At 72.2% G+C, this 13,238-nt stretch carries 11 protein-coding genes and 1 pseudogene; 7 read left to right on the top strand and 5 right to left on the bottom strand.

Going from position 1 to position 13,238, the window contains the following annotated elements:
• From GWI24_RS08510 to GWI24_RS08480, 7 genes are all read left to right on the top strand, one after another.
• A partial coding sequence (locus GWI24_RS08510; protein ID WP_247616073.1) for an aldehyde dehydrogenase family protein occupies positions 1-1,645 on the top strand: 1,645 nt, incomplete at its 5' end.
• A gap of 3 nt (positions 1,646-1,648) precedes the next feature.
• The gene (locus GWI24_RS08505; protein WP_247616072.1) at positions 1,649-2,218 is read left to right on the top strand and encodes a hypothetical protein; all 570 of its coding nucleotides are present in this window, start codon (positions 1,649-1,651) and stop codon (positions 2,216-2,218) included.
• Positions 2,218-3,222, top strand: a complete 1,005-nt coding sequence (locus GWI24_RS08500) for an aldose epimerase family protein (RefSeq protein ID WP_210945272.1) — start codon at positions 2,218-2,220, stop codon at positions 3,220-3,222. The genes GWI24_RS08505 and GWI24_RS08500 overlap by 1 nt, the downstream gene beginning before the upstream one ends.
• A 58-nt stretch (positions 3,223-3,280) precedes the next feature.
• Positions 3,281-3,526, top strand: a complete 246-nt coding sequence (locus GWI24_RS08495) for a phosphopantetheine-binding protein (RefSeq protein ID WP_164424105.1) — start codon at positions 3,281-3,283, stop codon at positions 3,524-3,526.
• On the top strand, positions 3,505-4,491 hold the full coding sequence (locus GWI24_RS08490) for an LLM class flavin-dependent oxidoreductase (RefSeq protein WP_308343578.1): 987 nt from the start codon (positions 3,505-3,507) through the stop codon (positions 4,489-4,491). Before GWI24_RS08495 ends, GWI24_RS08490 begins: the two co-directional genes overlap by 22 nt.
• 54 nt (positions 4,492-4,545) lie before the next feature.
• On the top strand, positions 4,546-5,328 hold the full coding sequence (locus GWI24_RS08485) for a class I SAM-dependent methyltransferase (protein ID WP_210945271.1): 783 nt from the start codon (positions 4,546-4,548) through the stop codon (positions 5,326-5,328).
• Positions 5,329-5,368: 40 nt separating this feature from the next.
• A complete protein-coding gene (locus GWI24_RS08480; RefSeq protein ID WP_210945270.1) occupies positions 5,369-6,388 on the top strand; it encodes a class I SAM-dependent methyltransferase in 1,020 nt (339 codons plus the stop codon).
• Between the two features lie 189 nt (positions 6,389-6,577).
• Here the strand turns inward: GWI24_RS08480 and GWI24_RS08475 are convergent, their stop codons facing one another.
• The 5 genes and pseudogenes from GWI24_RS08475 to GWI24_RS08455 form a co-directional block, all read right to left on the bottom strand.
• Positions 6,578-7,618 (bottom strand): GNAT family N-acetyltransferase, encoded by a 1,041-nt coding sequence (locus GWI24_RS08475; protein WP_210945269.1) that lies wholly within the window; start codon positions 7,616-7,618, stop codon positions 6,578-6,580.
• Positions 7,615-9,207: an amino acid adenylation domain-containing protein gene (locus tag GWI24_RS08470; protein WP_210945268.1), complete on the bottom strand. Its 1,593-nt coding sequence runs from the start codon at positions 9,205-9,207 to the stop codon at positions 7,615-7,617. The genes GWI24_RS08475 and GWI24_RS08470 overlap by 4 nt, the downstream gene beginning before the upstream one ends.
• Positions 9,208-9,247: 40 nt before the next feature.
• Positions 9,248-12,358 carry an isoleucine--tRNA ligase gene (gene ileS, locus GWI24_RS08465; protein ID WP_210945267.1) on the bottom strand — a complete coding sequence of 1,037 codons (3,111 nt, stop codon included), beginning with the start codon at positions 12,356-12,358 and terminating at the stop codon, positions 9,248-9,250.
• A gap of 118 nt (positions 12,359-12,476) precedes the next feature.
• A pseudogene (locus tag GWI24_RS08460) lies at positions 12,477-12,800 on the bottom strand (glycoside hydrolase); the annotation flags it as partial.
• A gap of 81 nt (positions 12,801-12,881) precedes the next feature.
• Positions 12,882-13,094 (bottom strand): hypothetical protein, encoded by a 213-nt coding sequence (locus GWI24_RS08455; protein WP_374103282.1) that lies wholly within the window; start codon positions 13,092-13,094, stop codon positions 12,882-12,884.
• Between the last annotated feature and the right edge of the window lie 144 nt (positions 13,095-13,238).

Genomic DNA, 13,238 nt, shown 5'->3' with positions numbered 1-13,238 from the left:
CCGCCGTCACCTCCGGCTCACCGCCCAGCCCCAGGAGTACCCCATGAACACCGACTCCGGGATGACCTCCCGCGTCACGGACCTGCTGTGTGCGGTCCTCCAGATCGAGCCGCCGCCACCGGGGACCGATCTGATCGAGACCGGTCTGCTCGACTCCATCGGCTTCATGAATCTGTTCGTGGCGATGGAGAAGGAGTTCGGCATCGGTGTGACCGCCGCCGACCTGGCCCCGGACAGCTTCCGCACCGTCGAGCGCATCGCCGCGTTCGTGGCCGGCAAGCAGGGCCCCGCCGTCGCCGAGACGGTGCTGACCGACCCGCGCACCGGACACGAGCGACGGCGGATCGCGCTGGGCGGTGAGCCGGAGGTGACGGCGGCGGTGGCCGAGTCCCGCGCCGCCGCGGCCTCCTGGGCCTCGCTCGCGCCCCGCGACCGGGCCCGGCGGCTGCTCCGCTTCGCCGATCTGATCGAGGAGCGGTCCGCCGAGTACACCGAGGCCGAGCGGGCGGGCACCGGCAAGCCCGCCGCCGAGGCGGCCGGTGAGGTCGAGAACTGCGCCGATCTGCTGCGCTTCTACGCGGGCGCGGTGCGCGCCGACGTCTCCCCCGCCGGTGGGCACTATCTGCCCGGCCGGGAGAGCTGGGTGCGGTGGGAACCGCTGGGCGTCATCGGGGTGATCGTCCCCTGGAACTACCCGCTGATGATGGCCGCGTGGCGGATCGGGCCCGCACTGGCCACCGGCAACACGGTGGTCCTCAAGCCCGCGCTGACCACCCCGGACACCGCGCTGCTCCTGGCGCGGGACGCGGCGACGGCACTGGGCCCCGGTGTCCTGCTGACCGTGCCGGGCGACCGGGACACCGGCCGGCTGCTGGTGGAGAGCGACATCGACGCGGTGGCGTTCACCGGCAGCGAGGCGGGCGGCCGCGACATCGTCGCCCGTGCGGGCCTGCGCCGCGTCAGCCTGGAGCTCGGCGGCAACTGCCCGGCGCTGGTGCTGCCGGACGCCCCGCCGGACACCTATGAGGCGCTCGTACGGGCCGCCACCTACAACGCCGGGCAGAGCTGCGCCGCCCCCGCCCGGGTCATCACCCTCCGGGAGAACTACCAGGAGACCGTCGAGGGGCTGGCCAAGGCGATGGCCGACCGGCGCGCGGGTGTCCACTTCGGTCCGCTCAACAACGCGGACCAGGCGGCCCGTTACGACCGGATCGTCGGCCAGAGCGCGGCGGGCGTCGAGCACATCGCCCCGCTCGCCCCGCCCCCGGGCGAGGAGGGCGGCCACTGGCGGCCCGGCCGTGTCCTCGCCGACCTGCCACCGGACGATCCGGCGGTGCTGGAGGAGGTGTTCGCACCCGTGCTCACCGTGCAGGCGGCGGACGGCCACGCCGAGGCCCTGGCCCTGGCCAACTCGGTGCCGCAGGCCCTCGCCGCGAGCGTGTGGGGCGCCCGTACGGACGAGGTCCTGGAGCTGGCCGGAGGGCTGAACGCCGGGGAGGCGTGGGTCAACTGCCATCTGGAGCAGACCGCGGAACTTCCCCACGGCGGGCGTGGCAGCTCGGGGCACGGCACGGACATGAGCGTGCTGGCGCTCACCGAGTACCAGCGCCCCAAGACCGTGACCGTACGCGTGGGCAGGGGCTGAACGATGGCGGAAACCCGGCTCCTGGCCGAGGAGACGACGACGGCCGGGTGGCGGTGGGAGGTGAGCCGCGACCCGCACGAGGCGCATGCACTGCTGTGCGCGTGCGACGCCCACCAGGCGGCGGCCTCCGGCACCCCCGCGCCCCGGCGCCGCCCGGAGACCACCGAGGCCCGTGTGCGGTCCGGCTCGGTGCGTCTGCTGCGCCACGGCGCACACGCCGCCGGGATGTTCACCCTGACCTGGGACCGGCCGTTCACCGTGGACGAGGGGGTGTACCCGCCCGCGGGCCGGCCGATCCACCTCTCCCGGCTGGCGGTGGCGCCCGAATGGCTCGCGGACGGGTCGCTGGTGGGGCTGCGGTGCGTACGCCACGCCATCGAGGAGGCGGCGCGGGCCGGTGCGGACGTGCTGCGCTCGGAAGCCAATCCGGATCTGCGGGAGACCCGGTCGCTGCTGGACATCCTGGGGTTCCGGCAGTACGGGCCCACGCTCCGCGACGAGGGTGGCAGCCGCCGCGTCCACCTGCAGAAGACCCTCCGCACGGCGGCTTCCGGCCCGGACCGGGAGGGCTGATGGGCGCGACGATACAGCGGGAGAGGGTCGGCACCACCGTGGGCCACCGCGGCCAGGGGCCGACCGAGGTGGACGCCTACACCCTGGACACCGGCGAGGGCCTGGCCGTGGTGGTGTGGACCTACGGGGCGCAGCTCGTGGAGGTCCTGGTCCCCGACCGGGAGGGCCGCACCGGCAATGTGGTGGTGCGCCTCCCGGACCTCGACAGCTACCAGGACCGGGCGGCCAATCCGTATGTCGGCTCCACCGTGGGCCGTTACTGCCGGTGTGTGGCGGGCGGCCGGTTCCGGCTCGACGGCGCCGAACACCACCTCGACCGCAACGACGGCGACCACCACATCCACGGCGGGGCCCTCGGCTTCGACCGGTATGTGTGGCGGGCGGAGGCGGAGCGCGCGGACGGTGTGCTCTCGCTGCGGCTGCGCCTGGACAGCCCGGACGGCGACCAGGGCTACCCGGGCGCGCTGTCCGCCGAGGTCCTCTACCAGGTCTCCCGGACAGGGACGTTGACCTTCGAATACCGGGCCACGACCACCGCGAGCACCATCGTGGGGCTCACCAACCATGCCTACTGGAACCTGGCCGGCGCCGGACGGATCGACGGCCATCTGCTCGCGCTCAACGCCACCCGCGCGGTGGTCTTCGACGACGAGCTGATCCCGCTCCCCGGGCCGCCAGCGGACCTCACCGGAGGCCCGCTGGACCACCGCGAGCTCAAACCGATCGGCGACCAGCGGCTGGACAACTGCTTCGTCCTGGACGGCCCGGACTGGGCGGCGCGGCTGCACGACCCCGCCTCGGGGCGCACCATGCGCGTGGTCACCGACCAGCCCGCGGTGGGGGTGTACTCGGCCGACGGCTTCGCGGGGCGGCGGCGCTCCGGCATCTGTCTGGAGGCCGGCCCGCTGCCGGACGCGCCCAACCGCGCCGACTACCCCCCGGTGCGGCTCGACCCCGGCGAGACCTACCGCCATCGCACCGTTCATCACTTCTCGGCCCACTGAGCCGACGCCCGCCCATCAGGCCCGATCCACAGGAGGTATCGCGTACATGGACCCACTCATGGCTTCCGTGGCGGAGGCCGTGCGGCGCCGCGCGGAGGCGCCGCCACCGGCCACCGCCCTGGACCCGGACGCCGAGCTGTCGTCCCTCGGTGTGAGCTCGCTCGGGGTGGCGGGACTCATCGTGGACCTGGAGGAGACCTTCACCTTCCGGTTCCCCGACGACGCGGTCAGCCCCGAGGTGTTCCGCACCATCCGCACCCTCACCGACACGGTCCGCACGCTGTGCGCACCACAGGCCGGCTGACCATGCGGATCCACGGAGACGCCGTCCGGGTGGGCGTCCACTCGGGCCAGCAGTACACGACCTTCGCCGAGGCGCTGGAGCTGTGGCAGACGGCCGAGGAGCTCGGATACGACTGGGTGTCCCTCTTCGACCACTTCCGTCCGCCCATGGGAGGCCCGGCAGGGCCGTGCTTCGAGGGCATGTCGCTGCTCGCGGCGCTCGCCGCGCGCACCAGCCGGATCCGCTGCGCCGTGCTCGTCTCGGCGGTCACCTGGCGGCACCCGGCGCTGGCCGCGGCCACCGCGGCCACCATCGACCATGTCTCGGACGGGCGCCTGGAGTTCGGGATGGGCGCGGCCGGTGCGGATCTGGCCTACGACCAGTACGGCATCGACTTCCCCAGCGCCGGGACCCGGCTGGACATGCTGGACGAGGCATGCCAGGTGCTCCGGGCGCTGTGGACCGACGGACCGGCCACCTTCGCGGGAAAACACTTCCGGCTGGAGGACGCCCATCTGCGACCGCGCCCCCTCCAGCGGCGACTGCCGTTGGTCATCGGTGGCGAGGGCGAGCGGCGGATGCTGCGGATCGTCGCGGAACACGCCGACATCTGGAACACCCTCGCCGGAACCCCGGACACCTACCGCCGCCGCTTGCGGAAGCTGGCCGAACACGCCGCCGTCGTGGGCCGCGACCCCGGAACCATCCGCCAGTCGGTGACGTTCCGGGCGATCCTCGCCGAGGACGAGCGACAGGCGCTGGAGCGCAAGGAGCGGCTGCTGGAGCGGCTGGGCCCCGATTCGCCGGTGTGGCCGGAGTATCTGGTCTTCGGCACGCCCGAGCAGTGCGTGGAGCGGCTGCGGCCCTATCTGGAGCTGGGCGTCCGCGACTTCCTGCTCGGCGCCCGCCCACCGGTCGACTGGCAGACCCTCGAGCTCTTCGCCCGGGATGTCGCCCCGGCGCTGCGCGCCCACCCGGCCGGCTGAGCGACCGGCCCCCCCTGCACCTTCCTTTCACACCGCGGCCCACGGAGGCTCACCATGGCGAACTACTACTACAGCGACGGCTTCGCGACCTTCTTCGACAGCCGGTACACGGGATGGGTCCACGCCTTCTCGCCCCGGCTCGCCGAACACCTGGACCGACAGGGACTGCCGGAGCGCTCGGTGATCGACCTGTGTTGCGGCACCGGCGTGACGGCGTCGGTCTTCTGTGCGGCGGGCTGGCGGGCCACCGGCGTGGACGGGTCGAGCGCCATGCTGGACATCGCGCGCAAGAAGCTCGCCCCCGCCGTGGAGAACGGCACACTCACGCTGGTCGAGGCCGACGCCCGGAGCTTCCGCACCCCGCACCAGGCCGCCGCCTGCGTGAGCCTGGACGGGGCGCTCAACCACCTGGGCTCGGTGGCGGAGCTGACCCAGTGCTTCACCTCGGTGCACGACGCGCTCCTCCCCGGCGGGGAGTTCGTCTTCGACCTCTACGCCGGATCGCACTTCCGCCACTGGAACAACGTCACCCTGACCGACGATGACGAGGCCGTGATCGTCAAGCGCGGTGTCTGGGACGACGGCACGCGGACGGGGATGCTGCGCGTCTCCGGCGTCTTCGGCACCGGGGTGTCCGCCCGGCGGGTGGACCAGACGCTGCGCAGCTGGGAGTACGACGACGCCGAGGTGGCCGGGGCGCTGGAGTCCGCTGGTCTCGTCCCGGCCGAGCACGACTTCGAGCAGCGTTACGTCAAATGCGACTCGGGCTCGTGCTCCCTGACCTCCGTCCCCTGCCGCACCATCTACCGCGCCCGCAAGCCCCTCGAGCAGAAGTGATCGGCCGCCGGCACACCCCCTCACCACACAAGGAGCAGTGATGACGACAACACCGCACTTCACCCCCACTCCTACCGCCACTCCGAGCACCGACTCCCTGTTCAGTGCGTCCGTGGCGGTCTCCGCGCTGTCGGCCGCCGTGGAACTCGGGCTGCTCGACGACCTCAAGGACCGCGGCGAAATCCGGTTCGACGACCGTCAGGAGGGCGCGGACCGAATCGACCCGGCCGTGCTCCGCGGCATCCTCCTGCCCCTGGAGTGGGCCGGGATCGTCGTGCTGGACGACCGGTCCGCCCGCCCGGGGCCGGGCTTTGACGCGGTCTACCTCGACCGCGGCTACTTCTACTGGCTGGCCGGTGGCAACGGCGAGCTGACGAGCCGGGCGCCGCATGTCGCACTGGAGCGCAACCGGCACGGCGAGTTCTACCAGCGGGACATGCGCGCCGTCGCGGTGAGTTCCCGGATGATCGGCGATGTCGAGGTCGAGCTGCGCTTCGACAAGATCCTCGCCGACCAGCCGCCCCGCGCGGTGTGCGACCTGGGCTGCGGCTCCGGCCAGCGGCTCATCCGCATCGCGGGCAACCACTCCGATGTCCGTGGCGTGGGAGTGGACATCGCGCCCGCGGCCGTGGAGCTGACCGGGGCCTCCGTGGCCGAGGCCGGTCTCGCGGACCGGATCTCGGTGCACCACGGCGATGTGCACGCGCTGCCCCAGCTACCGGAGTTCGCCGGTATCGACGTGGTCACCTGCGTGTTCATGGGGCATGACTTCTGGCCGTACGACAAGTGTGTGACGGTGCTGCGCAGGATCCGCGAGGTCTTCCCCGATGTGGAGCGGTTCCTGCTGTGCGATGTGGTGCGCAGCGAGGTGACGCCCGGGCCGCACACGCCCATCTTCACCCTGGGCTTCGAGTTCGCCCACGCGCTCATGGGGGTGACGCTGCCGACGCGTTCGGACTGGATGACCGCGTTCGACGCCGCCGGCTGGGAGTGCGAGGCGGTCCAGGAGTTCAACCGGCCGCCCGGCGGTCTGCTCTTCGAGCTGCGCCCCAGCCGCTGACGCCTGCGGCGGGCTGTTCCCCGCCCCTTCCCTCCACTGGGGCTCCGCCCCTTGACCCCGGGGACCAGGGGCGAAGCCCCTGCCACGCGCCGGACACCCCGTAAAGCCGCGACGAAAGCGCCGCTCGCCTCCCGGGAAGGGGGCGAGCGGCGCTTTCGTCTGTCGAGACAGCTATAGGGTCAGCCGATGTCACCGCCAGGCGCGGCCGGACACTCCACTCAGATTCCAGCCGTCCGGCTTGTCGAGGTGGCGCAGCGCGGGCGGCATCTCGGCGCCGGTCGCACGGACCATCAGACTGGGGAGGTACATATCGCGGGTGAACAGGCCGGTGGGCTCGTCGAGTTCGGCGCCGAGCGCGCGCAGCGCCGCCACCCGTACCGCGGACAGATCGCGGGTCCACATCAGCACCTCGGCGCCCGGCAGCCATGCCAGGGCGGCCTCCACCAGGTCCGCGAACACCTCGTCGGAGGTGGCCTCGCAGTCCACGATGGTCGTCGGGGTCTCGCCGTCGTCGGTGTCGACGCCCGAGCGGTGCCCGATGAGATAGCCCTCGACCGGTCCGTCACCGGCCACCAGATGGAAGTAGCGAGCCAGTGGGTTCGCGGCGCGCCAGCGGAAGTACGCGGCGTCCCGCGCCGGGCGCGGGCCTTCGCCGCCCGGCAGCCGGGCCACCAGCCCGGCCATCGCCTCCGCTGCCACGGCGGGCAGCGGACGCAGCGTCAGGCCGGACCCGGCGCCCCGTGTGGCGGGCAGCTCGTGCCACGGCCGGTCGGCCACCAGTGGCTTCTCGCGCTTGACCACCGCTTGCGCCCAGGGGCCGATCGGACGCCAGCCGTTCATCAGCATGGCGGGGCCGGCCCCCTGGTCGCCGAAGTCCAGCAGCCAGGGCACACCGTCGGCGCGCAGCCGTGCCACCACCTCGTCGGTGAGCATCCGGAACAGCGGGCTGCCCTGGTGGCGGGGGGCGACCACGGTGTCGGTCAGGCAGGGCAGCATGAACCGCTCCCCCGCCACCTCCCAGCACGCGCCGAAGACCCCCACCATGCCGACCAGTTCGTCACCCTCGCGGGCGAGGGTGACGTAGCGGTCGTCGAGGTGGGGGTTGGTGGCGTACTTCCAGTCCATATAGGCCAGATTGGCGCGGCGTCCGCCGCGCCACAGCGAGTCCTGGAAGTCCGCGATCTCCAGTCGGTCCCGGGCCGTGCCGCCCGTGAAGGAGAACTCGGTCACGCGCCGCCACCGCCGCCGGGGACGGCCTCGTCGGCGGTGAAGCGCTGCTGGAGTGCCCGCAGGTCGGTCTTGCCGTTGGCGTTGACGGGCAGCGACTCCAGCGCGAGCCAGCGCGTGGGCAGCATGTACCCGGGCACCTTGCTCCCGAGGCGGGCCTTCACCTGTGCCGTGGTCAGCGAGACACCGGCGGCGAGGGTGTAGGCCGCGCAGATCAGCGGGGATCCGGCGCGGCTCGGCGCCGCCACCACCGCCGCGGCGGCGATCTCCGGCAGTGAGTGCAGCTCGGTCATCACCTCGTCCAGCTCCACGCGGTAGCCATTGACCTTGACCTGGCGGTCGGCGCGGCCGTGGAAGCGCAGCAGCCCGTCCGCGTCCCGGCTGCCGAGGTCACCGGTGCGGTACGCGCGCCGCCCGGAGCCGGGGGGAAGCTCGATGAACGAGGCCGCGGTGCGCTCGGGGTCCCGCCAGTACCCCGGGCTGACCCCCGCGCCGCCGATCACCATCTCGCCCACCTCGCCGGGGGCGACCGGGCGCAGCTGGTCGTCGACGGGCTCCAGCCACTCGCCGGGGATGGCCCGGCCGACCGGAAGCGCCTCGTCGGGCAGTTCGGTCAGGGTGTAGTAGGAGCTGGCGATGGTGGTTTCGGTGGTGCCGTAGAAGCCGGTGAAGGTGACATGGGGCAGTCGGCGCATCCAGTACTCCACATCCGTGGGCGGGAACACCTCACCGCCCCACAGCACCCGGCGCAGATGCGGGAAGTCGTCCTTCTCCACCACCTCGTGGCGTGCCATGGCGCTGAGCACGGACGGCACCGAAAGCCACTGGGTGAGCCGTGCGTCACGGATGAACTGGGCCAGCGTGGTCGGCAGCAGGCTCGCCTCCGGCGGAACCAGATGCAGCTCGGCCCCGCAGATCAGCGGCCCGTACACATCCCACAGCGAACCGTCGAAGTGCAGTTGGAGATGGCAGGAGATCCGGTCGTCGGACCTGAGCCCGAAGTGCTCATTGGCCCAGGTCACGAAGTGGATGATGCCGGCGTGGGTGAGCGGTACGCCCTTGGGCTCACCCGCCGAGCCGGAGGTGAACAGCACATACGCCACACCGGATTCGCCACTGACCGGCTCGGGCGCGGTCGAGGGCGCCGAGGCGACATCGGCCGCGGTGACCGTGGGGAGGGAGCCCGTGGCGTCCCCCTCGGGGAGGCACAGGCCCACCACCGCGCCGGGTGCCGCGGCGGCCGACACCTCGGTGGCCAGTGGGGTCCGCTGCCGGTCGGCGAGGATCCGGCACGGCCCGGTCTGGTTCACGATGGACACCAGCCGGTCCGCGGGCGACGCCGTGTCCAGCGGCACGCAGACGCCACCGGCCTTGAGCACACCGAGCAGATACACCACCGCGTCCGGGCCCTTGGGCGCCAGTACGCACACGCGGTCGTCCGGGCGCAGCCCGCCGGTGCGCAGCGCGTGGGCCAGCCGGCCGGCCCGCTCGTCCAGTTCTCGATAGGTCAGCCGCGTCGGGCCGAACACGACCGCGTCCGCTTCCGGTGTTCGCGTGGCCTGTGCGCTCACAAGCCCTTCAAGACGGGTCATCCGTTTTCTCTTCCTGTATCAGAGCCGTGTCAGAGCCGTGTCAGAGCCTGTCGATACGCACCCGGACCGCGGTGCCGTCGCCGATGACACCCTCGTGACCGGCGTCCGTGAGGGGCCCGTACGTCAGGCGGTCGGCCAGGGTCTCGGCCGTCAGCAGCGCGTCGTGGGGCCGGATCCGTGCCGCCACCGCCTCGGGCAGCTCGACACTCAGCGCGATGCGGTCGGAGACGTCGAGGTCGGCCGCGCGGCGTGCCTGCTGCACCACACGTACCAGGTCGCGTGCCGCGCCCTCGGCCGCCAGCTCCTCGGTCACCTCGACATCGAGCACGATCAGCCCCGCTCCGCCGGGCAGCGCGGCGACGGCGCCCGGTCCGTCGGCGGCGAGCCGCAGCTCGTACTCCCCGGCGAGCAGCTCCCGCCCCGCCGCCACGACGTTTCCGTCCTCGTTCGTGGTCCAGTCGTCGGTGGCCGCGGCGCGGATGACCTCCTGCACCGCCCCGCCGAGGCGGGGGCCGCACTTGCGGGGGTCGACGGTCAGCCGCATCCGGCCGTGGGCGGAGACATCGGTGGTGAGCTGGACATCCTTGACATTGAGCTGGTCGCGGAGCAGCCCGGTGTAGGGCTCCAGCGCGAGCGCGTCGGGGTCGGCGATCACCAGCCGTGCCAGGGGCAGCCGCAGCCGCAGCCGGTGGCTCTTGCGCTGGCCGAGCGCGGTCGAGGCGACCTCGCGCACCCGGTCCATCACCCGCACCAGCTCCGGGTCGGACGGCAGTTCCTCCGCCGAGGGCCAGGTGGCCAGGTGCACCGACCGGCCGCCGGTCAGCCCGCGCCAGATCCGCTCGGTGATGAGCGGCAGCAGCGGCGCCATCAGCCGGCACAGCACTTCGAGCGCGGTGTGCAGGGTGTCCACGGCCGCGCGGTCTCCGGCGGTGAACCGGTCGCGGGAGCAGCGGATGTACCAGTTGGTCAGCACATCGAGGTGGTCCCGCAGTGCGGAGCAGGCGCGCGAGAGGTCGTATTCGTCCATCGCGCGGGTGGTCAGCTCGACCAGGTCACGGGTCTTGGCCAGCAGATAGCGGTCCAGCGGATGGCCGGCGTCCGTGCGGACGCGGCCCTCGGTGTCGCCCGCGTACAGGGCCAGGAAGTGCCAGGCGTTCCACAGCGGCAGCAGCACCTGGCGCAGGGCCTCCCTGCTGCCGGCCTCGGTGACCTCCAGGTCCCGGGCGCGCAGCAGAGGCGAGCTCATGAGGAACCAGCGCATGGCGTCGGAGCCGTCGCGGGCGAAGACGTCGTTGACATCGAGGTAGTTGTTGCGCGCCTTGGACATGGCCTGTCCGTCGTGGCCGAGCACCACACCGAGGACGGTGCAGTTGGCGAAGGCCGGGCGGTCGAACAGCGCCGTCGACATGACATGCATGTTGTAGAACCAGCCGCGGGTCTGGGCGTAGTACTCGACCACGAAGTCGCCCGGGGAGTGGCGGTCGAACCACTCGGCGTTCTCGAACGGATAGTGCACCTGCGCGAACGGCATGGATCCGGTCTCGAACCAGCAGTCCAGCACCTCGGGCACCCGCCGCATCACCGACCGGCCCGACGGGTCGTCGGGGTTGGGGCGGGTCAGCTCGTCGATGTACGGACGGTGCAGATCGCCGGGCCGTACGCCGAAGTCGCGCTCGATCTCGTCCAGGGAACCGTATACATCGACCCGGGGATGGGCCGGGTCGTCCGACACCCACACCGGTATGGGGGCGCCCCAGTAGCGGTTGCGGGAGATGTTCCAGTCCTTGGCGCCGCCCACCCAGTTGCCGAACTGGCCGTCGCGCACATGCTCGGGGGTCCAGCTGATCCGCTCGTTGAGTTCGAGCATCCGGGCGCGAAGCCGGGTGACGGCGACGAACCAGGTGGCGATGGCGTGTTGCAGCAGCTGGGTGCCGCAGCGCCAGCAGTGCGGCCGGGAGCGGGTGTGCGGCCGGCTGTTCAGCAGCGCGCCGCTCGTCTCCAGCAGGCCGAGCACGGTTTCGGTGGACTCCAGCACCGGGGCTCCGGCGCACGGCGGCACCTCGTCGGTGTAGCGGCCGGCGGAGTCGACCGGATAAGTCCGGCCGATGCCCTCCTCGGTGGCGAGGGCGTGGTCCCGCTCGTCGAAACACGGGGTGACGGCCACGGCGCCGGTGCCCTCGCCTGTGTCCACGAAGCGTTCCGCCACCACGACATGGCTGTCGTCGGCGGTGGCGGAGAAGTCGAACAGCGGTGTGTAGCGGCGGCCCGCCAGCTCGGCGCCGCTGCACCGGGCGACCACGGGGCCGCCGCCCACCAGATCGGCGTGGGCGTCGAGCCGGTCGGCCGCCACCACCAGGCGCCGCCCGCCGCTCTCCACCACGGCGTACTCGGCCTCGGGGTGCACGGCCACCGCCGTGGCGCCCGGCAGCGCCCAGGGCTGCTCGGACTCCACCAGCAGCAGCTCGCCGCCGTCCAGCGTCACGCCCACGACCGCGGTGGTGCCCGGCACCTCGCGATGGGTGTCGCTGCCGTCGATACGGCCGCTGCTCTCGGCGTTGGCCAGCGGGGTCTCGCAGTGCGCGCAATACCAGGAAACCGAATGCCCCTGATAGATGAGCCCCTTGTCCCACATGGTCTTGAACGCCCACATGACGCTCTCCATGTAGTCGAGGTCATGGGTCTTGACGGATTCGTCGAAGTCGACCCAACGGGCCTGCCGATTGACGTAGTCGCGCCACTCGCCGGTATAGCGCATCACCGTCGTACGGCACACCTCGTTGAACCGCTCGACGCCCATGCGCTCGATATCGGACTTGGCGGTGATGCCGAGTTGCTTTTCGGCGTCGAGTTCCGCGGGCAGCCCGTGCGAGGTCCAGCCGAAGCGCCGTTCGACCCTGCGGCCGCGCATGGTCTGATAGCGCGGCACCACGTCCTTCGCGTAACCGGCCAGCAGATGCCCGTAGTGCGGCAGGCCATTGGCGAACGGCGGCCCGTCGTAGAACACGAATTCTTCGGCGTTTTCGGCTTTCCGCGCTTCCACGGTCTCCTGGAAGATGTGGTTCTTCTCCCAGTAGTCCAGGATGTCGAGTTCGACCTCGGGAAAATGCGGTCTCGCGGGCACGCCATCGGCCCCGGCCATCGGATATGCCATCGCTCAGTAAACCTCGCAGGGTCGGCCCGCAGTGCAGTGAGGGCCGACTCTAACGATGGGACGGGCAATGCCCGGTAATCGCGGAAACATCGCCATGTGCGCCGATGGCGCCACGCGGTTACCCGGCGATTCCTCTCAGCGTGGCCGGGCACAGCCGCCGGGGCGCGCTGTCGCCGCGGAGCCTGGCGTCCACACAGCCGCCGGGCAGGCCCTTGTGGGGTGCGCTGCCGAAGTTGGCGGTGACGGTGCGGGGGCCGTCGCCGAAGACGGTGCGCTGCACGGTGTGATCGGCGGTCAGCGCCCGGAAGCCGGTCAGGGGCTCGGTACCGGCCGCCTTGTGCAGGGGCGCGAAGTACCTCTGGAGCGCGGCGAGTTCACGGCCGTTCCGGTCCAGCGAGTCACCGGTGAGCACGAAGTTGAGCGGAGTGTTGTACAGCATGGCGTGCCGACGCGGCCCGGTCCCGCTGGGCGGCGGAGAGCCGGTCGGCGCGAGCCGGCAGTTCGGCGTTGGTGCGCAGCGCGGTCAGCGGGTGCGCAGCTCATGGGAGGCGTCGGCCACCAGACGGCGCTGGGCGGCCACCGGCTCCTCGAGCTCGCCGAGCCCGGCGGCGAGCGGCGCGCCCGCCGCGCCGATGGCGGCGAGCAGCCGCGCGGCCTGGCGTTCGCCCTGCTCGACGGTGTCCGAACGCAGGGCGAGCTGGAGCGCGCGACGGCCGCGCGGCGGGTTGCCCCACACAGAGGAGGGGCGGCCGGAGGGGTGGCGGCCTACGACGACCCCGCCCTGCGCCCCGGCGGACGACGCACGGCTCGGCGGCGGTGACGCGGCGGCCGATGGCGAGGCGGCGGGTGACGTGACAACGAGTGACGCTTCGGCGGATGA

Source organism: Streptomyces sp. MK37H (genome assembly GCF_018035285.1).
In the GTDB taxonomy this organism is placed as follows: domain Bacteria; phylum Actinomycetota; class Actinomycetes; order Streptomycetales; family Streptomycetaceae; genus Streptomyces; species Streptomyces endocoffeicus.
The sequence above is the reverse complement of the archived record's forward strand: the minus strand, read 5'-3'. Positions and strand labels throughout refer to the sequence as shown.